This is a genomic window from Actinocrinis sp. (assembly GCF_035946395.1).
Lineage (GTDB): Bacteria > Actinomycetota > Actinomycetes > Streptomycetales > Catenulisporaceae > Actinocrinis.
In genome coordinates this window covers 32,425-54,098 of the sequence record NZ_DASYZI010000214.1, presented here as the reverse complement: position 1 = coordinate 54,098, position 21,674 = coordinate 32,425, and the positions used below count along the sequence as shown (strand labels likewise).

The following is a 21,674-nucleotide window of genomic DNA, read 5'->3' as shown; positions in this document are numbered from 1 at the left end:
AGCGTAGGTATGGGAGTGGAGAGGCGGAGGGTGGGGGTGGCGGGTGGAAGCGAGGATGGGGATGCGGGGGGGATGGGGAGGTTGGGTGTGGGTGTGGGGGGGAGCGGGCTGGGGGCGGGTGGGGACTGGGCTGGGCTGAGGGACGTCACGATAGGCTCGCGACGTGCAGCGGGTTGATGTGGCGTTTCTGGTGGCGATGGACGAGGAGATCGAGGGCAGCTTCGATCTCGGCGAGTGGACGGCGGCGGGGGCCAAGCCGTTCGACGTGTACGAGTATTCGGCGGGGACGCGGGGCGTACGCAGCGTGATCGTGCATACGGGGATCGGCACGACCAACGCCGCTGCGGCTGCGCAGTTCACGCTCGACCAGTTCCGTCCGCACCGGATCGTGAACCTCGGACTTGTCGGGTGCCTGGACACGGCGATCGGCATCGGCACGGTGCACCGCGTGGAGCGATGCGCGTTCTTCGACGTGGACGCGACCGTCTTCGGGTACAAGATCGGGCAGATTCCGCGCACGTCGGTGACCGAGTACGAGCTCGCCGGGCGCGTGCCGGGGGTGGGGGTGCCGGGGGTCCCTCTGGCACGGCTGATCTCAGGCGACACGTTCATCACCGACTCAAGTGCCTTCCATCCCGACCTGGCCGGGTTCGCGGCGGAACTCGTCGACATGGAACTGGCGGCCATCGCGCACACGCTGTACCGCAACGAGGCGCTGGGGTTGCTGGAGAGCTACAAGTCGCCATCGGACTACTGCAACGACGCGTCGACCGACGCCTTCGACCTGAACATGCCGAAGGCGTTGGCGAGTCTTGCGGTCGTGGCGGACGCGGTGCTGCGGGGCGAGGGCGACGATGGGAGCGGGAGGCACGCGTGAGCGTCTCGGTGGAACTTCTCGCGAAGCATTCCAGCGCGAAGGATCACCTGGTGATGACCGGGGGAACGCTGAGCGCTGACAAGTTCGTGCAGACAGACGGCCCGGGCCCGCTGCTGCTGCAACACGAGTTCTTTCCCGTTGCGGTGGTGCGCACGGATGCCGAACCGGAGGCGCTTACCAGGCTTTATTCGGGGATTCATTCGATCGAGCACGCGCTGGCGTCGCCGGAGGGTGGAGATCTGCGGGCGCGGCTGGATGAGGCTGCGGGTGGGAGCGACGAGGATGGCTGGGGTGACGGGGATGGCGGGAGTGACGGCGGGGAGTTGGTCGGCAAGCGGCTGATTGACATGTCGCCGTACGTGCCGGGGCTGTTGGGTGCGGGATTGTTGGATGTGGGCGTCGGTGGCGTGGGGACGGGCATTGGCGACGTTGGTGGTGGTGTTGACGGTGGTGATGGTGTGGGTGTTGGTGGCGAGTTCGTCATCGGGTTCCGGGCTACGTTCGTGGGGGATGGGGGTTTGTGGCCGCGTGACGTCGTCGAGGCGGCGTACGCGCAGAGCTTGCGGGTTATCCGCGAGTTGTTCGTGGGCGGGGGCGTGGTGCCGTTCTCCACACCGGCGGAGTGTGGGCAGTACAACCTGCATTCGGCCTCGGCGGCAGTGGAGTTGATCGACGGGGCGCCAGCGGGCGGTGGGAGTGGCGGGGGTAGCGGCGTTGTCTCGGTGGGGCACGCGAGCTTTACGTCTGCGATCTGCGGTTGGTGAAACCGCGTCTGCCGGAGGCGTTCGATCAGCGCGTGCTTGACGTGCTCGGCGGGCACGTCATTTCGCAGGCGGTCGAGCGGGAGGCGTGGAAGTTCCTGGCGGGTGCGCAGGCGGGGACTGTCACGGCTGGGAACTTCGGGTGCAGCACCGGCGAGTATTTGATGGTCGGCAATCCGGGTGGGATGGCGCGCGAAGCACTGTTGCGGGATGCGCACGTTGCTGTGGCCAGGACGTTGATTAAGCTCGCGCGGTACGACGGTGATGATGCGTTAGGCAGGGCGGTCGCGGATGACGCGCGATTCGCGGGGGAGCACATTCGGCGGCATGGGGGCGGGGTATGGGACTGGGACCAGGCGGAGGCGGATGGGGCGGAGCGTCGGTAGGCGTGGGCCGTGGGTCGTAGGCGGCCGATGGGTGGGTGGTAGGCCGTGGGCCGGGCCGATGGGTGGGTGGGCGGTGGGTCGATGGGTGGGCTGGGATCAGGAGACGCGGCTGGTGTGGCGGCCTAGGCCGGACCGGGTCGTGAGCAGGACGTATCTGTCGCCGGCGCTGATGTGGCGGCCGTGGTCGGGGCGCCAGAGGTAGTCGCGCGCTTGGGGTGAGCGCACTGCGATGACTCGGACCTCGCCGGGGATCTCGATGTCGCGCAGTGTGCGGCCTACCAGGTCCGAACCCTCTTCCGCGACGAACTCGGCGATGAGCACGACGTGCCGGTAGACGGAGAGCGTGCCGAGCACCTCACGGCCCATCAGCGCCGCCGCGAACGCCGGGGCGGCCAGGTAGGAGACGGAGCGTGAGGCGGCGTTCGTGAAGGAACGGTAGACCTGGGTCGCGAAGTCGTCGTCGAACAGGCGCAGGACGATGCGGACGTCGGGGGCGATGGCCCGCGCTTCCAGGCACGCCTCAAGGTTGGCCGCGTCGTCGCCGGTCAGGGCGATCACCGCGCGGCTGGTGTGCACGCGGGCCTGGCGCAGTTGGGCTTCCAGCGGCGCCTCGCCGGTGAGCACGGGGATGTCCATCGACCGCATCGCCAGGATGCCCCGCGCGTTGACGTCGCGCTCTATGCAGACCACGGGGATGCCGAGCTGGTGGATCAGCGTCGCGACACGCGTGCCGACGTTGCCGAGGCCGAAGACCACGACATGGCCGCGCACTCCCCTGCTCGGCTGGCGACTCGCGCCGGCTCGGCCGCGGGCGATGTTGTCCAGCACGATCGCGGTGATCACCGGGATGAACATGATGCCGCAGAACGTCACCACGACCTGCGCGACACGCTGCCACGACCCGCCGGTCCCGCTCGGCTGGCCGAACGTGTCGGGCTGCGCCGCGCCGGCCATGTCGAGCAGCGTGTAGTACAACGCCCAGGCGAAGCGGTGGTTGAGGGCCCAGACCGTGAAGAAGGACGCCAGCACGGCGATGAACGCGCCGAGGAAGACCCGGCTCAGCTCGGTGGTGCCGAGGTAACGGCGCAGGTCCACCAAGCGCCAGAGTGCGCGCGAGAAGAGTGAGGGCCGCATCGGCGGCTCGTTGTCGTCGAAACGCAGCACGGCGCGGGATCCCGGCTCGACGAGCCGTTGCCGCTGCGTTCTGCCGATCCAGACGGCCGCGGGGCCCGGGGAGTCCGGCAGCATCCGCATCCGGGTGAAATCCTGCTTGTCGATGCTGTCGGCGATCGTGCACAGGAAGTCCTCGCGCGCGCTGTCCGTCTCGATCTCGACGTGCACCGCCTGACTGCCGACGTGCACCGAGTTGCGCCGTACCAGCGCGGCGTTGACGAACGCGGGAGACGCGGTCGCGGAACGCGAGAGCGCGGAGCAGTTCTTCAGCAGCCGCTCGATGTGGTCGCCGAGCCGCTGGTTGTAGATCCGCAACACGACGCGGAGGTCCTGGTTCAGCGACTGAGCGCGCAGCGCGGTGTGGATGTTGCTCTGATCGTCGCCGTCCACGAGCGCGATACCGCGCGCGGCCGCGGTGCCGGCGGCGAGCAGCGCCTCCTCGGTGATCGTCGGAGCGATCACGACCGCGGAGTCGCCGAGGATCTTCATGATCTGCGGCGCGTGGTCGCCGTCGCGGCTCGGCACGACGGCGACCACGGGCACGTCGTACTGCTCGGTGAGCTCGACGACCAAGCGGTGCGCGAGCGTGTTACCACCGCAGATGACGTAGTGGTCGGCGCGGTGTCGGTCCGCCGACTCGGCGGACGCGTTGCGATCGTTCGCTGCCTCGCCCCACCTTGGATGCGCCATAGCGCCTGATGGTAGAGCGTTCAAGCGAACAATGGTCGAGCACGATGACAAGGTTGTGTCACACGGTCGAGGTGGTATCGGTCAGGAGGTGGCCGACGGGTTGTCAGATGTCGTGTCGCAGGCGCCAGCCGGCCCACGCGGACGTCACCATGTCGTCGATGTCGTGCGTCGCGGACCAGCCGAGCTCTGCTTTGATCCGTGCGGCCGAGGCGACCGAGCGCGCCGCGTCTCCGGGGCGCCGGGCGGTGACCTCGGCGACCAGGTCGCTGCCGGTGAGTTCGAGGATGCGCTCCACGAGCCGCCGCACCGTGACCCCCTCGCCGCGGCCGATGTTCAGCGTGAGCGCGGCCCGGTCGTCCGATTCGAGCCGCCGCGCCGCCTCGACGTGCGCGGCGGCCACGTCGCCGACGTGGATGAAGTCGCGGATCGCGGTGCCGTCCGGGGTGTCGTAGTCGGCGCCGAAGATGCGCGGCGGCAGACCGGCCTCGATGCGTTCGAAGACCATGGGGATGAGGTTGAGCGCCGTGGGGTCGCCGAGTTCCGGGGCGCCGGCGCCCGCCACGTTGAAGTAGCGCAGATTCGCGTAGGCGAGGCGGTGCGCCGCGGCGGCGTCCTGGACCAGCCACTCGCCGACCAGCTTCGTCTGGCCGTAAGGGGACTGCGGCACACAGGGCGTCTCCTCGGTGATCTCGGGCACGTCGGGCGAGCCGTAGACCGCTGCGGAGGACGAGAAGACCAGGCGGCGGATGTCGGCCGCGACCATCGCTTCGAGCAGTACGCGAAGGCCGTCGACGTTCTGCTCGAAGTACCAGAGCGGCTTCTCCACCGACTCGCCGACCTGCTTCTTGGCCGCGATGTGCACGACGGCGCCGATCTCGTGCTCGGCGAGGACACGGTCGAGCGCGGCGCGGTCGCGCACGGAGGCGAGTTCCAGCGGAACGCCGTCGGGCACCCGGCTCTTGTCACCGGTCGACAGATCATCGAGCACGACGACCTCGCGGCCGTCCGCGAGCAGCGCGCGTACCACGTGCGATCCGATGAAACCGGCGCCGCCGGTTACCAGCCACCTCATGGGACAACACTATCCGTGCACGCACGGTCGGTCGGTCGTCCCGACAGCAATCGCATAATACTTATACGTCCCCGTCGGACCGAGACCAGGGGGAGATGGTCGCCGACGGGTCCGAGGGGTTACGGTTGCGGCCGAGGTTAAACGAATAAGAGCAGGAAGGTCGCCTAGTGCGCATTCCCACGATCGCGGTGCTGACCGGTCCGCAGCCGGTCGACGGGGACGGCCTGCTGCGTACCGACCTCGCGGCCATCGGGGCGACCGTGGTCGACGCGGACGGCCCCGCGTCCGCCGCGCGCGCCGTGGCCAGCGCCTCGGCCGCGGGCCGGGTGGCGCTGGTCGACCGGCGGCTGGTGGCGCACCGGCACGCGCTGCGGCTGGCGATCGACGACCCGCGCTGGCAGGCGGCGCACTCGATCGGCGTGCTGACGGTCTCCGGCCCCGCGCGCGACCAGTTGGCGACTCAGCTGCGCACGCTGCCCGACCTCACCGCGCACCGGGTCGAGGGCGTCTCCCCCGCCGCGCGGCTGACCGCGCCACGGCCGCTCGTCCCGGACGCGCTGGCCGTCCAGTTGGCCGAATCGATGGCCATCCACGAGGTGGCGCTGCCGCCCGGACTGGTCGCGACGCTCGTCGACGCCCCGTTGGCCGCCCGCAAGGAGGCGTACGAGCGGGTGGCGAACACGGACGGCGAGGCAATCCGCCTGCGGCGAGCCGTCAAGAGCGACGAAGACCTGTTCACACGGCTCTTCGTGTCCTCATACTCGCGCTACCTCGCGCGGTGGGGCGCACACCGCGCGGTGACGCCGACCGTCATCAGGATGCTGTCGGTGCTCATGGCGGCGGCCGCGGCGTCGACCGCCGCGACGGGCACCCGGCCCGGCTACGTGACCGCCGCCGTGGCGATGTACGTGTCCTTCATGCTGGATTGCACGGTCGGCCAGCTCGCGCGTTATTCGCTGAACTTCTCCAGCGTCGGCTCGTGGCTCGACGCGACCCTCGACCGGGCCAAGGAGTACGCGGTATACGCGGGCCTGGCGTTCGGCGCGGTGCACGCCGGTGACGACGTCTGGCGCCTCGCGGCGCTGGCGATGGCGTTGCAGACGGTCCGGCACCACCTCGGCTTCTCGTACCGGGAAGGCAATCACAGGCGGGGAGAGCAGCCTGCGGGGCAAGAGTCTGCAAAGACGATCGGTTACTGGTTCGGCTATGTGGCGCGTGAGGTCGTCGTTCAGCCGGCCGGTGGGCGGTGGGTTCTGCTGGCTCTTCTCACGGCGCTGACCACGCCGCGCGCGACCTTCGTCACACTGCTGCTCTGGGGTCTGGTCGCGGCGGCGTACACGACGACGGGCCAAGTCCGGCGTTCGCTCGCCTCGGCGGAGCCGCGCAGCTCGCAGGCGATCGACACGCTCTATGCGATGTCCGACATCCTGGCGCGCCCGACGGCGGAGATCAGCAGGCTCGGCTCACGGCTCGGGTGGCTGGTGCCGGCGGTCTACCACGCGTTCGAGTACGGCATCGCGATCGCGTTCGCGGCTGAAGTGCACGGCGCGACGCCGCTGGCGTTCCTTTACCTCACGGCGGTCATGTATCACCACTACGACATCGTGTACCGCGTTCGGGCCGCGGCTCCGGTGCCACGCTGGCTCACTGTCGCCGGCGCGGGTGGCTTCGAGGGGCGCGTCGTGATCATCGTGCTCGCGAGCTTCCTTCCGGCCACGCCTGCGCATCATGTACTGACGTACACATTCGCGGCTCTCGCGGGATACCTGTGGACGTTGTTCCTCGCCGAATCCCTCTTCGCTCAGCGGTCGAGGTAGGCCAGCACGGCGAGGACCCTGCGGTTGTCGTCGTCCGAGAGTGGCAGGTCGAGCTTGGTGAAGATGTTCGACGTGTGCTTCGTCACTGCCCGCTCGGTGATCACCAGACGCTGGGCGATAGCCGCGTTGGAGCGGCCTTCCGCCATCAGGGCCAGTACTTCCAGCTCGCGCGGGCTGAGCCGGCCGAGCGGCTCACGGCTGCCACCACGCGCGAGGAGCTTGGCGATGACCTCGGGATCCATCGCGGTACCTCCCGCAGCGACTCGTCTGACCGCGTCGACGAACTGGTCCGCGTCGAAGACCCGGTCCTTGAGCAGATAGCCGACCGCGCCGGTGCCGTCCGCGAGCAGTTCGCGGGCGTAGAGCTGCTCGACGTACTGCGAGAGCACCAGCACCGGCAGGCCGGGGACCCGCCGCCGCGCGGCCAGCGCGGCTTGCAGCCCCTCGTCGGTGAAGGTCGGCGGCATGCGCACGTCGACCACCGCGACGTCCGGACGGTGCTCGATCAGTGCTCTGAGCAGGCTCGGCCCGTCGTCCACGGCGGCGACGATCTCGAAGCCGTGGGCGCCGAGCAGCCGCGAGAGCCCCTCTCTCAGGAGGAAGAGGTCTTCGGCGAGGACAACGCGCACGGAATCTCCAGGGTGACTACGGTCGGCCCGCCCGGCGGGCTCGTCACGGTCATCAGTCCGTCGAATGTAGCGATCCGGCGCTCCACGCCGCGCAGTCCGGTGCCGGCGGCCGGATCGGCGCCGCCGTGCCCGTCATCGGTCACGGTCATCCGCAGCAGGCCGGAGGCGTACGTGAGGTCGATCCACGCCCGGCCCGCGTGCGCGTGCTTGGCGACGTTGGTCAGCAACTCGCTCGCCACGAAGTACATCGCGGACTCGACGGGGGCCTGGGCGCGTCCGGGCACGTCCGCGGAAACCTCGACGCGCAGCGCGCTGTCCAGCGCGAGCGCGCGCACGGCATCGACCAGGCCGCGGTCCGCGAGGACCGGCGGATGGATGCCGCGCACCAGCCCGCGCAGCTCCATCAGGGCCTTGACGGACGCGTCACGCGCCTCCACGAGCAGCGCGCGGGCCTCTTCCGGATGCTTGTCGAGCAGCGCCTCAGCGGCACTGAGGTTCATGCCCATCGCGACGATCCGGGCCTGCGCGCCGTCGTGCAGGTCGCGCTCGATGCGGCGCAGCTCGGCGGCGGAGGCGTCCACGGCGTCCGCGCGCGTCTCGGTCAGCCGCTGGACGCGGAGCGCGAGTTCGGCGGCGCGGGTCGGCTTGAGCAGGACGCGCGTCCACAGTGCGTGCGCCCGCAGCAGTGCCGGACCGGTGACGAAGCCCAGCACGATGAGAAACGAGCCGACCAAAGCCGGCGCCCAGTGCCACTGCTTGCCGCCCTGCGTGACGTGCACGAAGGTGTACCAGTCATTGAACCCGTGGCGCACGAGCGTGTCCCACAGCGCCGTGTAGACGATGCCCTGGATGCCGTAGACCAGCAGGCCGACGGGCAGAAACGCGAGGACGAAGCCGACGACCGTGTCGAGCGTGCTCCACACGAGATCGCGCCAGGTCGCCGGGTCGGTGAGGATCCACCGGCAGCGTTCCGCGACGCCCATGAATCCGCGCTGGAACTTGGGCCTCGGCCGATAGGGGCGCGGGATGTGAACGCCCTGCCACCGCCCGGCCAGCGACCGCGCGAGGTTCGCCACCGCCCGGTGGATCGGGGTGGAGATCGGCAGTATCAGCAGGCCGACGCCGAGGCCGATGAACCCGAGGATGTCGTACTGAAGGACGACGACGCCGATGTTGAGGCCGGTGACCAGCGTGAACACCAGGCTCTGCCATGGTGCGCGCACCGCGCGCCGCAGCCACGAGCCGGGCGGCTTGGGCACGGCGGGCGCGTCGGCTCGACCGGTGTCCATTGGCCCGGTGTCCATTGGCCCGGTTTCTATTGACCCAGCGCCTATTGACTCAGCGCCTGTTGACCCGGTGTCGAATCGCTCAGTAGCGGATCGCGCCGTGTCGAATCGCGCAGAGTCGGATCCCCCGCTGTCGGCTCGGCTGGCCATCGTCTCGTACCTCCTGTGTGCCCCCACCGACCGGACCCATCGTCCGAACGCGGTGCCGCCAGTGTGCGCGACGGCCGGCGGGCCGCGCACTGGACCTACGCGGCGGGTGCGGGGGTGTACCTACGTACACCCTAATTGGGTGTTCAACCGCATGTCAGAGGCATGCCGCCGGTCCCTAGCGTGGATCGGGGGCCGGTGGACCGCACCGGCACGGGAGTCCGAGTGAGGAGACTTCGGTGCAACACTCGATGCAAGACCAGGGCAGACGCAACCTCGCCGCCGCGCTGGGCGGTTGGAGCGCGCGGCACCGCAAGACGGCCGTGTTCGGCTGGCTGCTGTTCGTCGTGCTCGCCACGGTGATCGGCGGTGCGGCCGGGCAGAAGCAGCTGACCACCGCGCAGGAGGGCGTCGGCGACTCGGCGCGCGCGCTCCAGATCTTGCAGGACGCGAACATCACGCGGCCCGCGAGCGAGATGGTGCTCGTACACAGTGCCACGCAGACTGCGGACGCCGCGCAGTTCCACGCCACCGTGCAAGACCTGCTCACGGCGATGCAGGGCACGAAGCTGGTCCAGAACCTGCACGACCCGTACGCCGCCGGGCTGATCTCGGCGGACAAGCACAGCGCGCTGGTCGAGTTCGACATGACCGGCGACGAGAAGACCGCCGCCGACCGGGTGCAGCCGATACTCGACGCGGTGGCGCGGGTCGACGCCGCGCATCCGGGGATCTCGGTGGACGAGTTCGGCGACGCCTCGGGGAACCGCTGGTTCAACAACACCCTCGGTAGGGACTTCAAGCACGCCGAGTGGACCGCCGTGCCGCTCGCGCTCGGCATCCTGCTGGTGGCCTTCGGCGCGCTGCTGGCCGCGATCCTGCCGGTGCTGCTGGCGCTGACCGCGTTCATGGCGGCGCTCGGGCTGCTCGGCGCCCTTAGCCACCTCAACCCGGTGGACTCCTCGGCCAGCTCGGTGATGCTGCTGATGGGCCTGGCGGTCGGCGTCGACTACTGCCTGTTCTACCTGCGCCGCGAGCGCGAGGAGCGGGCCGCGGGGCGAGACAGAGAGACGGCGCTGGCGGTCGCCGCCGCCACCTCCGGCCGCTCGGTACTGGTGTCCGGGCTGACCGTGATGGTGGCGATGGCCGGGATGTTCCTGTCCGGCATGCACATCTTCGAGGGCTTCGCGCTGGCCACCATCCTGGTGGTGGCGATCGCGATGCTCGGCTCGGTCACCGTGCTGCCCGCGCTGCTGTCCATGCTCGGCGACAAGGTCGAGCTCGGCCGGCTGCCGGGGGCGAAGCGCCGCGCGGCGCGGCGGGCCAAGCGTGCCGAGGCCGGCGGCGGCCTGCTGTGGAACGCGACGCTCGCCAAGGTCGCCGCGCATCCGCGCACCGCCCTGCTGGGCGCGGCCGGGTTCCTGATCCTGCTGGCGGCCCCGGCGTTCGGGATGCACACCGCGAAGCTGACCATCGACCAGCAGGTGCCGCAGAACGTTCCGCTGGTGCAGACGTACCAGCGAATCGCGGCGGCGTTCCCGGGCGGCGCCTCGCCGGCGGTCGTGGTGGTGAAGGACGCCGACATCCAGGGTCCGGCCGCGCAGGCGGCGATCACCGCGTTCGAACAGGCCGCGGCGCGCACCGGGGAGCTCGGCAACCCGCAGAGCGACCCGGTCAAGGTGATGGTGGATCAGGCGGCCGGCGTCGCGCAGATCAACGTTCCGCTGGCCGGGAACGGTACCGACGCGGCCTCGGTGCACGCGCTGGACACCCTGCGCACCGAGGTCGTGCCGCAGACGCTCGGCAAGCTGCCGGGCGCGCAGGTCGCGGTCGGCGGCGAGCTGGCCTTCGGCCTCGACTTCAACCACCAACTCGGCCACTCGATCGCGCCGGTGTTCGTGTTCGTACTCGCGGTCACCTTCCTGCTGATGCTGGGCGCCTTCCGCTCACCGGTGATCGCGGCCACCGCGATCGGGCTGAACCTGCTCTCGGTCGGCGCCGCGTACGGCGTGATGACGGCGATCTTCCAGCACGGCTGGGGCGCCGCCCTGGTCGCGACGCACCCGGTGGGGGCGATCGAGTCCTGGCTGCCGCTGTTCGTGTTCGTCGTGTTGTTCGGGCTGTCGATGGACTACCACGTGTTCGTGGTCTCCCGGATCAAGGAGGCACGTGAGCGCGGCATGGACACCACGAGCGCGGTCATGCACGGACTGCGCTGCGCCGCCGGGGCGGTGACCAGCGCGGCGGTCATCATGGTCGCGGTGTTCGGGGTCTTCGGCACCCTGTCGATGCAGGACTTCAAGCAGCTCGGCGTCGGCCTCGCGGTCGCGGTCGCGCTGGACGCCACCGTGATCAGGGTGCTGCTGCTGCCGGCGGTGATGGTCCTGCTCGGCGAGCGCAACTGGTCCCGCGCGCTACGCCGCCGGATCGTCGTCGGCCGGCCGGACTCCGGGCAGCCGCAGGCTGAGGACCGCACCGCCGTCGGGGTGGTTGGCGGCGGACACTGAGCCGCCGTGCGACTCGGCGACCTGGGCCACGATGGCCAGGCCCAGGCCCGAGCCGGGGCGGTCGCGCATCGAGGCGGCCCGGTAGAAACGGTCGAAGACGTGCGGCAGATCGCCCTCGGGGATGCCCGGACCGTGGTCCCGGACCATGAGCGTGTCGCCGGCCAGGGTGACCTCCACCCGGCCGGCGCCGCCGGAGAACTTGGCGGCGTTGTCGAGCAGGTTGGCCACGGCGCGCTGGATCCGGTCCGGGACCCCGGCCAGCAGGGCCGGCGCGAGGTCCGCGGCGAACTCGACGCCGGGCCAGTGCAGCCGGGCCCGCTCGACGACGTGCGCGGTGAGCGAGTCCCAGCTCAGCAGCTCGACGGCGGCGACGGGCTCCTCGCCGCGGGCCAGCTCGACGGTGTCGGCGACCAGGGCGGTCAGGTCGTCGATGCCGGCCAGCACCGAGGCGATCAGCCGCTCCCGGTCGTCCTGGTCGAGCAGCTCGATCTTGCCGAGCACCTCGACGTTGGTGCGCAGCGAGGTCAGCGGGGTGCGCAGCTCGTGCGAGGCGTCGGCGACCAGCTGGCGCTGCCGGTCGGTGGAGTCCTGCACGGCGCTGAGCATCGCGTTGAAGCTGACGGCCAGCCGGCCGAGTTCGTCCCGGTCGGCCCGGTCGCCCGGGTCGATCCGGTGCGCGAGGTCACGGGTCGCCGCGACCCGCTCGGCCGCCTCGGTCAGCTGGCCGACCGGGCGCAGCGCGGTCCTGGTCACCCACCAGCCGAGGCCCGCGGCCAGCAGGATCCCGATCAGGCCGGCGGCGAGCAGTTCGGCGGCGACATGGCCGAGCTGGTTCTCGGCGTCCGTCATCGGCAGGGCCTCCTGCACCGCATAGCCGTTGCCGAGCGAGGCGGTGACCAGGCGGACGTCGGCGCCCTCGAAGCTGATCGTGCGGCGCAGCTCGGGGGCCGTGCCCGCGGCCACGGCCAGATCCCGCGCGTCCACCGGCAGCGCCGCGGTCTGGTCCGGCGGGCGCTGCGGGGGGCCGCTCGGGCGCAGGATCTGAAGATAGTTCACCGAGTCGCCGAAGCGCTTGATGCCTATCAGCGTGCCGCCCTTGGTCGGGGCGATGATCGGGCCGCGCTGCGAGAAGATCTTCTCCAGGTTGGTGTTCGCGTTGTGCGCCATGCGCTGCATGTTCGTCACCTGCCGGTCCAGCTGCCGATCGATGTTGCCGTACAGCTCCGAACGGACCACCAGGTAGGCGAACGTGACGCCCGCACCGATGCCGATGGCGACTGCGAACGTGGCGGCGAGGGTTATCCGAGTGCGCAGCTTCAGACGCCGCAGACGCCGCCACGCGGTGCCCACGGCGGCCGCGCGGCGCGTCACGGTCATTCCTTGCATTCCCGCAGGCTATAGCCGACGCCGCGGATGGTGTGGATCACCCGGGGCCGGTCGCCGATCTCGGTCTTGCGGCGCAGCGTGGAGACGAAGACTTCGAGCGAGTTGGAGCCGGGGCCGAAGTCGTAGCCCCAGATCCGGTCGATGATCAGCTCACGGGTGACCACCCGGCCGGCGTTGCGCAGCAGCAGTTCGAGCAGTTCGAACTCGGTCTTGGTCAGGTCCGCCCGGCGGCCGGCCCGCACGACCTGACGCGCGGCCAGGTCGAGGGCGAGGTCGCCGCATTCGAGCACCGGCGGCGGGGGCGGGGACTGCGCCGCCGCCCGGCGCAGCAGCGCGTTGACCCGGGCGACCAGCTCGACCAGGGCGAACGGCTTGACCAGGTAGTCGTCCGCCCCGGCGTTGAGGCCGAAGACGCGGTCGGCGATCGCGTCGCGGGCGGTGAGCATCAGGATCGGGGTGCGGTCCTCGGCGGCGCGCAGCGCGCGGGCGACGGCGAGGCCGTCGACGCCCGGCATGGCCACGTCGAGCACGAGCGCGTCGTGCGGCGCGTCGCGCACCGCTTCGAGCGCGGCGGCGCCGTCGGCGGCGAGGGTGACCGCGAAGCCTTCGAGCTTGAGCGCGCGGCCCAGAGCCTCACGCACTTCGCTGTCGTCGTCGACGACGAGCAACCTCGCTGCGCCGTTGACCATCGGGACCTACCCCCTCGGATGCGGTGCCCCATCGGATGAAGTGAGGAGGCGTTCGACGCCATCACGTCGGCGTGGCTCTCCCGTCAAGCCAGCGTGGATGAAGTTGCTGAAAACTGCCTTAGAGGAGGGCAGATGAAAGTTGAGAGACTTGAGAGTCGAGATGCGTCGACGATGCGACACGGCGGCGCCCGCTGCGTGGGAGATGTGGATCCCTGCGGGCGCCGCCGTGCTGTTACCGCGCGCAGAGGCTCAGGCCGCGCGCGGCGATGGTAGGCGGTTCAGCCGCTCGCGGCTGAACCATTTGCGGAAGCGCTCGGCCGGGCTCCGGGCGACGGCAGCAGTGGCGAGCAGACCTTGAGCGCCGCGGCCACCTTCGGGTCGTTGGGGTCGAGCCCGTTGAGGTAACGCACGGCGGGGTCGGTCGGCCTGACCGTCGGGAACGCGGTCGGCCGGGTCGTCGGGAGGGTGACGCCCTGCTGCGTCATGCAGTTGCGGAACGCGACGAGTTGCGTACCGCCGCGGCCGCCGAACCCACCACCGAAACCGCCGAAGCCTCCAGTCGGCCGCAGCGACGCGCAGGCCTGCTGCGCCGCCTGCATCTGCGGGTTCGCGCTCTGGCCGCCGAAGAACCCGCCGCCACCGCCACCACCGCCACCGAAGAAGCCACCGGAGGGGCGGGCCGTGGGCCGATCGGTGGCGCGCGCGGTCGGGATGTTCACTCCGTGCTGCCGGAGGCAGGCGAAGTAGGCCTGCACCCCGGCGGCGCCGGACGCGGCGGCGGTCGGCGTCGAGGCCGCGGCGGCCGTCGTCGTTCCACCGCTGCCGCCGCCGCACGCGGCCAGCACGGCCGCCGTCGCGGTCGCCACGCCGACGGCCGTCGTGATCTGTATCAGGTTTCTCATGGTCGGTGACCGCCCGTGGTCTAGTTGCCCTTGGATGAGGAAGCGCTGCCGGCCGTGATCGAGTTGGCCGTCACATCTCCGTTGCCGTCGTTGCTGCCCGAGATGACGACCGACTGGCCGGGCTTGAGCTGGGAGAGGCTGCCGGCCTGGGTCACGTTGACGCTCGTCGAGCCGGTCGTGGTGACCGTGTAGACGCTGCCGTCCGCCGCGGTGACGTAGAGCTTGTCGCCGCTGACGACGGTCACCGTCCCGGTGATCGCGCTGCCGCCGAGTCCGCCGCCCGCGCCGCCTCCGGTGCCCCCGCGGCCGGTGAATCCGCCGAAGCCGCCGCCGGCGCCACCTCCACCACCCCGCGATCCGGTAGAGGCGCCCGGGAAGGAGAAGTTCCTGCCGCCGGACGACGAGTTGCCGCCCAGGTGCTTCTGGACCAGCACGCCGCCGATGAAGCCGGCGCAGACGAGCGCCGCGGCGACCAGCGACGTGGTGATCTTCGGCAGCTTGACCCGCGGCGGCCGGGCGGCCAGCGCCGCGCCGAGGTCGTCGGCCCGCGGCGGGATCGCCAGCAGGTCCGCGTCCGCGTCGCCGAGTTCCACCTCTGCGCCGTCGTACTCGGTGACGGGAGCGATCTCGGCGGTCTGCGCCTCGGCCGACCCGAATTCCGGCGACGCGGCGGAGGATTGCCTGGTCTCAAGCTCACTCATGACGTAGCGCCTCAATCGGATGGAGTTTGGCGGCCCGGTTTGCCGGCAGCGAGCCGAAGACCAGGCCGATCACTGCGGACACGCCGAAGGCGAGCAGGATCGAGGTCGGCACCAGCTGCGGCTTGATGCCGTCGATGGTGAAGCGGGAGCCGACCACCCCGGCGATCACGCCGAGCGCACCGCCGACGATCGACAGCAGCACCGCCTCGATCAGGAACTGGCCGAGGATCGCGCCGCGCGGCGCGCCGAGCGCCTTGCGGATGCCGATTTCGCGGGTGCGCTCGGTGACCGTGACCAGCATGATGTTCGTCACGCCGATCCCGCCGACCAGCAGCGAGATCGCGGCGACCGCGGCGAGCAGCACGGTGAAGGTCTGCGTCGTGCTCTGCGCGGTGGACAGCAGCGCGGCCTGGTTGGTGACCGTGAAGTCCTGGGTGGTCGCGGTCACGTGGTGCGCCTCCTGGAGCAGGCTGGTGACCTCGGATTGAGCTGCGTCCGACGCGTTGGAGTTCACCGCCTGCACCGCGATCTCGCTGAGCGAGCCGAAGCCGGTGAGGCTGTCCTGCACCGTGGTCAACGGGGCGATCGCGATGTTGTCCGGGTCGTTGAACGTGCTCGCGCCGCCCTTGGCCGTCAGCGTGCCGATCACCGAGTACGGGACGCCGCCGAGCTGGATCGTCTGGCCGATCGGGTTGATGGTGCCGAACAGGTTGGTGACCACGGTCTGCCCGATGACGACGACCTTGCGGTGCTGGTTGACGTCGTCGGCGGTGAAGGACGAGCCGCTGGCGATGACGTCGTTGGAGACCGGCAGGTAGGCCGGATAGGTGCCGACGATCTGGTTGATCGTGGTGCTGGCGCCCGAGTAGGTCGCGGTGGACGAGGTCGAGGCGACCGGCGCGACCTCCCCCACGTCCGGGTCCTGATCCGAGCTGGCCAGCAGCTGCGCGTCGGACACCGTCAGGTTCGACCCCTGGCTCTGCGTGCCGGTCCGGGTGGCCGCCGCGCGGCCGAAGCCGTTGGCCTGCCGGGTGACGGTCAGCAGGTTCGAGCCCAGGGCGTTGATGCGCGCCTGAACGGCCGCGCCGCTGCCCTGGCCCACCGCGATCAGCAGGATCACCGCGCCGACACCGATCAGGATGCCGAGCGTGGTCAGCCCTGAGCGCAGCTTGTTCGCCTTCAGCCCGCGCAGGGCGAAGCGGAACACCTCGACCATGCGCATCAGGCACCTGCCCACTCGCCGGACGCGAATCCGTTGGGTGCGCCGTCGCCGTCCGCGTAGCCGGAACCGGTGGTTATCGCGGCGTGGGCGCGTGGCGCGGCGTGCCGTCCGCTCTCGTTCGTGGCCATCCGCGGCGGAAGGCCGTCTAGCGGGGAGACCCGGGTGTCCTCCACGATCAGCCCGTCGACGAGGCGGATGATGCGTTTGGCATGCGCCGCGATGTCCTCCTCGTGGGTGATCAGCACGATGGTCCGACCGGTGTAGTTCAGCTGGTCGAACAGCGCCATCACCTCGGAGCTCGACCGGGTGTCGAGGTTGCCGGTCGGCTCGTCGGCCAGCACCAGCGACGGGGCGGTGACCAGCGCGCGGGCCACCGCGACGCGCTGCTGCTGGCCGCCGGAGAGCTGGTTGGGGTGGTGGTCGATCCGGTCGCCGAGCCCGACCAGGTTCAGCGCGGCCAGCGCCCTGCGCCGCCGCTCGGGACCGCGCACCCCGCCGTAGACCAGCGGCAGCTCGACGTTCGCGAAGGCGGTGGTGCGGGCGAGCAGGTTGAAGGACTGGAACACGAAGCCGATCTTCCGGTTGCGCACCAGGGACAGCTGCTTCTCGTCGAGTTCGGCGATGGAGATGCCGTCGAGCCGGTATTCGCCCGAGCTGGGCACGTCCAGGCAGCCGACGATGTTCATCAGGGTGGACTTGCCGGAGCCGGACGCACCCATGACCGCCACGTAATCGCCGTGCGGGATGTCGACGTCCACGCCACGCAGGGCGTGCACAGCCGCGTCGCCGGACCCGTACACCTTCCACAGCGCGCTGATCCACACGGCGCTGGGCCGGGGCGGGGCGTACGCGGTGACGGTCTGCGCCTCGGTCATCGTCAGCCTCCCCGGGTGACGAGGTTGCCGCCGCCGCCGAGACCCCCGCCGAAGCCGCCGCCGCCCAGACCGCCGAAGCCTCGGCCGCCGAGGCCGCTGTTCGAGGTGGCCAGGGTGATCAGCACGTTCTGGCCCTGGGTCAGGCCGCTGACGATCTGGGTGTTGGTGGTGCCGACGATCCCGGTGGTGACCGGCGTGATGGTCTCCTTGCCGTCCGCGCCGACCACGGTGACGATCGAGCGGCCGCCGGCCGTGGTGATCGCCGTGTTGGGCACGTACAGCGCGTCGCTCGCCTCTCCCGTCACGATGGAGATCGAGACGGACTGGCCAGGACGCACGCTCGGCGGGACCGGGTCGGTCAGGTTCAGGGTGACGGCGAACTCGACGACGTTCGACACCAGCGTCGAGGTCGGCGCGATGGCCTGGACCTGCGCGGCGTACGACTTGCTCGTGGCGTTGAGGGTGACCGTGGCGCTCTGGCTGATCTGCACCGAGGAGACGTCGGTCTCGGACACGTTGGCGGTGACTTGAAGCTGGCTCAGGTCGGCCATCGTGATGAACGCCCCCGAACTCGACGAGGAGGACGACGAACTCGACGATCCGCTGCCGGAGGACGAGCCACCGCCTCCGCCACCTGCGCCGGAACCGCCCGACGAGGACGACGGAGAACCGGCGGCGCCGGTGGTCGTGCTCCCGGCGCTGACCGAGGTGCCGACGAGCCCTGCGACGGTCAGGATGGTGCCGTCGCTCGGCGCGGTGATCGAGGTGCCGGCGAGCGCGGTCTGCGCATTGTTCACGGACGCCTGCGCCGAGGTCACCGACTCCTGGTCCTGCGCGATCGTGGCGGGATCGACATAGGCGGAGTTCGCCTGCTGGGCCTTGAGCAGCGTCAGCGCGTTCTGGGCGTTGGTGACCGCCTGCTGGTCCTGGGTGATCATGGACGGGCTCTGGCAGGTGGCCGAGTTCCCGGTGCCGCCGGTGGTGCCGCCCTTGCCGGACGACGCCGTCGGGGTGCTGGTGGTGCAGGCCGGCAGCGCCTGGTCGGTGGACAGCGTGCTCTGCGCGTTGGTGAGCGACTGCTCATCCTGGGCGAGCTGCGCGTTGTTGACCGCCTGCTGGGCGGAACTCGGCCCGTTCTGCGCCTTGGCCAGGTTGTCCTGAGCGACCGTCAGCTGCTGCTGGGCCTGGGTCAGCTGGAGGTTGGCCTGGGTCGGGTCGATCTTGGCGAGCACCTGGCCCTTGGTGACCGTCTGACCGACCTTCACGTCGATCTCGGTGACCTTCCCCGAGGCACCGAAGGCGAGAGACGAGGTCGAGGCGAGCGCGAGGTTGCCCGAGGCGGAGACCGAGGCGATCACGGTGCCGCGCTGCACAGCGGAGGTCCGCGTGTTGGTCGCGCTCGCGGTCGTGGCCGGGCCGACCATCGCGTACGCGACGCCCGCGCCCGCCAGCACGAGCGCGGCGAGCGACCCGTTGAGCACGAGTCGGCGGCGGGAGGAGTTGAGCGGCGTCATGGCCCGGAGTGTTGGCGGACAGGCTGAAGCCAACGTGAAGTATGGGAGGTTTGCAAGAGATTCTCATTGAGTGCTCAGCGAACTGTTACCCGGCTATGACAAAACGTAAGAGCGCGTAACGCGGCCGAGCCCGTCCCGAGATCGGCGAGTATCGCCACGCTCTGTTTCGCGCAGTACGCAGCCGCAGGTCAGGCCAGCATGCCCGTGACGAAGAAGTCGCGCAGCGCCTGCTCGTAGGGCGCGATGTCGATGCCCTGCGTCGCCAGCCAGCCGTCGTCGTAGTACGTATTCATGTAACGTTCACCGCCGTCGCACAGCAGGCTCACGACGGATCCCCCGATCCCGGCGGCGCGCATTTCGGAGACGATCCGCAGCGTGCCCCACAGGTTGGTCCCGGTCGAGCCGCCGGCCCGGCGGCCGGTGCGTTCGGCGAGTATTCGGATCGCGGCGACCGAGGCGGCGTCGGGCACCCGCATCATCCGGTCCACGATGTCGGGCAGGAACGACGGCTCGACCCGCGGCCGGCCGATCCCCTCGATCCGCGAGCCGTGCGTGGTGGTGCGATCCGGGTCCTGGTTCACCCAGCCGTCGAAGAAGGCGGAGTTCTCCGGGTCCACGACGCACAGCCTGGTGCGCAGCCGCCGGTAGCGCACGTAGCGGCCGATCGTCGCGCTGGTCCCGCCGGTGCCCGCGCCGACCACGATCCAGGACGGCACCGGATGGCGCTCCCGGGCCAGCTGCCCGTAGATCGACTCGGCGATGTTGTTGTTCCCGCGCCAGTCGGTGGCCTGTGCGGCGTAGGTGAACTGGTCCATGAAGTGCCCGCCGGTACGCGCCGCGAGCCGCCGGGACTCGGCGACGACCTGCGTCGGATCGGCCACCAGGTGGCAGCCGCCGCCGTAGAACTCGATCAGCGCGATCTTCTCCCTGCTGGTCGAGGCGGGCATCACCGCGACGAACGGCAGGCCGAGCATCCGGGCGAAGTAGGCCTCGGAGACCGCCGTCGACCCCGAGGAGGCCTCGACGACCGGCCGCCCCTCGCGGACCCAGCCGTTGCAGAGCGCGTAGAGGAAGAGCGAGCGGGCCAGCCGGTGCTTGAGCGAGCCGGTCGGGTGGGTCGACTCGTCCTTGAGGTAGAGGTCGATGCCCCATTCTCCGGGCAGCGGGACCACCAGCAGGTGGGTGTCGGCGGAACGGTTCGCGTCAGCCTCGACCTTCGCGACGGCGTCGTGGACCCAGTCGCGGCCGTTCTCACAGGCGGGGTCGGTGCGATCCATTTGGTCCGACCCTACTCGACCGGACTCCACTTGATCGGACACTGCCATCCCCCACTTGCCATGCTGTCACCCGGTCGCGCCATCCGGCTCCGTCATCGAGGCTCTTCGAGCTTAACCGTGGCCTATCTAATAAGCGGCTGTAGGTTCGTCCGCCGCGGCGTGTCGGCCGACCCTGCGCCGCCAGCCACGGTTGGATTCGAAAAGGGTCATCGACCGTACCGCGCCAGCCAGCTGATCGCGGCGGCGAGATAACAGAGCAGGCCGAGGACGGCCAGCCCGGCGACGGCCGTGCCGGTCGCGACGTCGACTCGCGTGGAAGCGGTCCAGGCGCCACCGCGCGCTTGATCGCCGACGATGAACGGAGCGGCGACGAGCCAGCCGCCGAGCAGGGCGACCAGCGTCAGGCCGGTGAGCGCGGCGACAGGAGCCTTCGGCCGGGACACCGGGGGCGGGATCATCGGCAGTTCGGCGCGGCTCGGTTCGATCCGCTCGCTTCGCTGGGCGGGAACGGTTGCGGACATCGTCACGGCTCCTGTCGTCGGCGCTCTTCGTCGTGGCTGCGCAGATCCGCTGCCAGCGCGGCGACGAGCGGGGTGAGCAACTCGCGCAACGCGCCACCCGGATCGGTCTCCTGCGTGCTCGCGCTCGGCGCGGGTTCGGGCGCTGGTTCGGATCCGGGCGCTGGTTCAGGTTCGAGTTCGGACTCTGGCTCGGACTCGGACTCAGACTGGCGTTCGGCCGCCGCGCCCGCCGACTTCGCCGGCCTGCTCTCCGGGGCCGCGCTCGAATCGGCCCGCAGACGCTTCACCAGATTCGTCGAGAAGAGCAAGGCTGTGGCGATCCCCGCGACGGCGATCGCGGCACCGCTGCCGAGATCGACGACCGCGGTGCGCGGGAGGTGTGCGGCGCCGTGCCGGAAGTCGAGCGCATAAGGCGCGAGCAGCAGCCAGGCGCCGCCAAACGTGCACAACACCGACGCGACAAGCCCCAGGTATGGCGCGAGCACCGGGATCGGCGCTGGGATCGACACTGGGATCGGCGCCGGCGCGGACTGCGTCTTGTTCGTCCACGGCTCCGGCTCGGCGGTCGCATTCGTGTCAGAAGTCGTCACGGCTCATCCCCCGTCGACACCAGTCCCCAGGTGGCGGCCCGTACCAGGACGCAGAGCGCGGTCGGCCGCAACACGTCGACGGCCGCTCGCCGTGCCCGCTCGGTCAGACCCGTCCAGCCACGCCAACCCGACGCATCCGTGAATGCGGGTACAAGGCGCGCCGCAGCACAGGCCAGCAGCGGATACGCGGCAGGGTCGTGCTCCAGGCACTCCGCCATGGCCGCGAGCACGATTCCCGTCAGCGCGAGTTCCTCGTCAGGACGCAGCGACGCCGCACCCGCACGAAGCCACGACCCGAGGACCTCCTCGATGCCGCCTGTGGGCGCGGCGGCGCGGACACCCTTCGATCTCCCGCTTGCGCAATAGTCCTTCAGCATGAAATACGCGATCGATCCCACGGCGATCACGGGAACCGAGGCGAACAGCGCCGAATAGTCGCGGTGCACGAACGAGTCGATGCCCGCGACGTCCAGGACGCCGAGCAGGCCGGTGGTCGGCAGCGTGGTCGAGAAGCCGGGCAGGAGCGCGAGTGCGGACAAGGGTCGGGATCCACCGCCTTCCGGGACTGGCCGCTGCCCGTAAGCCGTGTTCAAGGCCACGGGCGGCGACCATCCTGCCAAGTGGGGTGACCGTCTTCAGCGATCTTCATTCC

General features: G+C 70.4%; 20 protein-coding genes. 5 read left to right on the top strand and 15 right to left on the bottom strand.

Annotated elements, in window-relative coordinates:
- Positions 1-163 precede the first annotated feature (163 nt).
- The 3 genes from VGS97_RS13660 to VGS97_RS13650 are packed head-to-tail and all read left to right on the top strand — an operon-like array spanning position 164 to position 2,024.
- Positions 164-877, top strand: a complete 714-nt coding sequence (locus VGS97_RS13660; protein WP_326853806.1) for a 5'-methylthioadenosine/S-adenosylhomocysteine nucleosidase — start codon at positions 164-166, stop codon at positions 875-877.
- Entirely contained in the window at positions 874-1,641 is a 768-nt protein-coding gene (locus VGS97_RS13655) for a hypothetical protein (RefSeq protein WP_326853804.1), read from the top strand. Before VGS97_RS13660 ends, VGS97_RS13655 begins: the two co-directional genes overlap by 4 nt.
- Positions 1,635-2,024 carry a hypothetical protein gene (locus VGS97_RS13650; protein WP_326853803.1) on the top strand — a complete coding sequence of 130 codons (390 nt, stop codon included), beginning with the start codon at positions 1,635-1,637 and terminating at the stop codon, positions 2,022-2,024. Before VGS97_RS13655 ends, VGS97_RS13650 begins: the two co-directional genes overlap by 7 nt.
- Before the next feature lie 96 nt (positions 2,025-2,120).
- Here the strand turns inward: VGS97_RS13650 and VGS97_RS13645 are convergent, their stop codons facing one another.
- A complete protein-coding gene (locus VGS97_RS13645) occupies positions 2,121-3,887 on the bottom strand; it encodes an NAD-binding protein (RefSeq protein ID WP_326853801.1) in 1,767 nt (588 codons plus the stop codon).
- Between the two features lie 103 nt (positions 3,888-3,990).
- Positions 3,991-4,959 carry a UDP-glucose 4-epimerase GalE gene (gene galE, locus VGS97_RS13640; RefSeq protein WP_326853800.1) on the bottom strand — a complete coding sequence of 323 codons (969 nt, stop codon included), beginning with the start codon at positions 4,957-4,959 and terminating at the stop codon, positions 3,991-3,993.
- A 167-nt stretch (positions 4,960-5,126) separates the two neighbouring features.
- On the opposite strand from galE, the gene VGS97_RS13635 reads away from it, so the two are divergent.
- Positions 5,127-6,776 carry a DUF5941 domain-containing protein gene (locus VGS97_RS13635; RefSeq protein WP_326853799.1) on the top strand — a complete coding sequence of 550 codons (1,650 nt, stop codon included), beginning with the start codon at positions 5,127-5,129 and terminating at the stop codon, positions 6,774-6,776.
- Here VGS97_RS13635 and VGS97_RS13630 read toward each other — a convergent pair.
- Positions 6,761-7,405: a response regulator transcription factor gene (locus VGS97_RS13630; RefSeq protein ID WP_326853798.1), complete on the bottom strand. Its 645-nt coding sequence runs from the start codon at positions 7,403-7,405 to the stop codon at positions 6,761-6,763. The genes VGS97_RS13635 and VGS97_RS13630 overlap by 16 nt on opposite strands.
- A complete protein-coding gene (locus VGS97_RS13625; protein WP_326853796.1) occupies positions 7,369-8,694 on the bottom strand; it encodes a sensor histidine kinase in 1,326 nt (441 codons plus the stop codon). The genes VGS97_RS13630 and VGS97_RS13625 overlap by 37 nt, the downstream gene beginning before the upstream one ends.
- Before the next feature lie 395 nt (positions 8,695-9,089).
- On the opposite strand from VGS97_RS13625, the gene VGS97_RS13620 reads away from it, so the two are divergent.
- A complete protein-coding gene (locus VGS97_RS13620; protein ID WP_414641711.1) occupies positions 9,090-11,345 on the top strand; it encodes an MMPL family transporter in 2,256 nt (751 codons plus the stop codon).
- Here VGS97_RS13620 and VGS97_RS13615 read toward each other — a convergent pair.
- The 11 genes from VGS97_RS13615 to VGS97_RS13565 all read right to left on the bottom strand — a co-directional run bounded on the left by VGS97_RS13615 (position 11,253) and on the right by VGS97_RS13565 (position 21,561).
- Entirely contained in the window at positions 11,253-12,716 is a 1,464-nt protein-coding gene (locus tag VGS97_RS13615) for a HAMP domain-containing sensor histidine kinase (RefSeq protein ID WP_326853794.1), read from the bottom strand. The two genes, VGS97_RS13620 and VGS97_RS13615, sit on opposite strands and share 93 nt — an antisense overlap.
- Positions 12,717-12,718: 2 nt before the next feature.
- Complete coding sequence (locus VGS97_RS13610; protein ID WP_326853793.1) at positions 12,719-13,420, bottom strand: response regulator transcription factor; 702 nt, start codon at positions 13,418-13,420, stop codon at positions 12,719-12,721.
- A 278-nt stretch (positions 13,421-13,698) separates the two neighbouring features.
- Positions 13,699-14,322, bottom strand: coding sequence for a hypothetical protein (locus VGS97_RS13605; protein WP_326853792.1), 624 nt, complete (start codon positions 14,320-14,322; stop codon positions 13,699-13,701).
- 20 nt (positions 14,323-14,342) lie between these two features.
- Positions 14,343-15,023 (bottom strand): hypothetical protein, encoded by a 681-nt coding sequence (locus VGS97_RS13600; protein WP_326853791.1) that lies wholly within the window; start codon positions 15,021-15,023, stop codon positions 14,343-14,345.
- Positions 15,016-16,245 carry an ABC transporter permease gene (locus VGS97_RS13595; RefSeq protein WP_326853790.1) on the bottom strand — a complete coding sequence of 410 codons (1,230 nt, stop codon included), beginning with the start codon at positions 16,243-16,245 and terminating at the stop codon, positions 15,016-15,018. Before VGS97_RS13595 ends, VGS97_RS13600 begins: the two co-directional genes overlap by 8 nt.
- A complete protein-coding gene (locus VGS97_RS13590) occupies positions 16,245-17,120 on the bottom strand; it encodes an ABC transporter ATP-binding protein (protein WP_326853789.1) in 876 nt (291 codons plus the stop codon). The genes VGS97_RS13595 and VGS97_RS13590 overlap by 1 nt, the downstream gene beginning before the upstream one ends.
- A gap of 2 nt (positions 17,121-17,122) precedes the next feature.
- A complete protein-coding gene (locus tag VGS97_RS13585; protein WP_326853788.1) occupies positions 17,123-18,634 on the bottom strand; it encodes an efflux RND transporter periplasmic adaptor subunit in 1,512 nt (503 codons plus the stop codon).
- A gap of 188 nt (positions 18,635-18,822) precedes the next feature.
- Positions 18,823-19,911, bottom strand: coding sequence for a PLP-dependent cysteine synthase family protein (locus tag VGS97_RS13580; protein ID WP_326853786.1), 1,089 nt, complete (start codon positions 19,909-19,911; stop codon positions 18,823-18,825).
- Between the two features lie 206 nt (positions 19,912-20,117).
- Positions 20,118-20,432, bottom strand: coding sequence for a hypothetical protein (locus VGS97_RS13575; RefSeq protein ID WP_326853785.1), 315 nt, complete (start codon positions 20,430-20,432; stop codon positions 20,118-20,120).
- 2 nt (positions 20,433-20,434) lie between these two features.
- Positions 20,435-21,022 carry a hypothetical protein gene (locus VGS97_RS13570; RefSeq protein WP_326853784.1) on the bottom strand — a complete coding sequence of 196 codons (588 nt, stop codon included), beginning with the start codon at positions 21,020-21,022 and terminating at the stop codon, positions 20,435-20,437.
- The gene (locus VGS97_RS13565; protein ID WP_326853783.1) at positions 21,019-21,561 is read right to left on the bottom strand and encodes a hypothetical protein; all 543 of its coding nucleotides are present in this window, start codon (positions 21,559-21,561) and stop codon (positions 21,019-21,021) included. The genes VGS97_RS13570 and VGS97_RS13565 overlap by 4 nt, the downstream gene beginning before the upstream one ends.
- Positions 21,562-21,674: the final 113 nt, after the last annotated feature.

Coding starts and splice junctions, on each gene's coding strand:
- VGS97_RS13645 (WP_326853801.1), bottom strand. CDS start 3,887: ATGGCGCATCCAAGGTGGGGCGAGGCAGCGAACGATCGCAACGCGTCC.
- galE (WP_326853800.1), bottom strand. CDS start 4,959: ATGAGGTGGCTGGTAACCGGCGGCGCCGGTTTCATCGGATCGCACGTG.
- VGS97_RS13625 (WP_326853796.1), bottom strand. CDS start 8,694: ATGGACACCGGTCGAGCCGACGCGCCCGCCGTGCCCAAGCCGCCCGGC.
- VGS97_RS13620 (WP_414641711.1), top strand. CDS start 9,090: ATGCAAGACCAGGGCAGACGCAACCTCGCCGCCGCGCTGGGCGGTTGG.
- VGS97_RS13610 (WP_326853793.1), bottom strand. CDS start 13,420: ATGGTCAACGGCGCAGCGAGGTTGCTCGTCGTCGACGACGACAGCGAA.
- VGS97_RS13605 (WP_326853792.1), bottom strand. CDS start 14,322: ATGAGAAACCTGATACAGATCACGACGGCCGTCGGCGTGGCGACCGCG.
- VGS97_RS13600 (WP_326853791.1), bottom strand. CDS start 15,023: ATGAGTGAGCTTGAGACCAGGCAATCCTCCGCCGCGTCGCCGGAATTC.
- VGS97_RS13595 (WP_326853790.1), bottom strand. CDS start 16,245: ATGCGCATGGTCGAGGTGTTCCGCTTCGCCCTGCGCGGGCTGAAGGCG.
- VGS97_RS13590 (WP_326853789.1), bottom strand. CDS start 17,120: ATGACCGAGGCGCAGACCGTCACCGCGTACGCCCCGCCCCGGCCCAGC.
- VGS97_RS13585 (WP_326853788.1), bottom strand. CDS start 18,634: ATGACGCCGCTCAACTCCTCCCGCCGCCGACTCGTGCTCAACGGGTCG.
- VGS97_RS13580 (WP_326853786.1), bottom strand. CDS start 19,911: ATGGATCGCACCGACCCCGCCTGTGAGAACGGCCGCGACTGGGTCCAC.
- VGS97_RS13575 (WP_326853785.1), bottom strand. CDS start 20,432: ATGTCCGCAACCGTTCCCGCCCAGCGAAGCGAGCGGATCGAACCGAGC.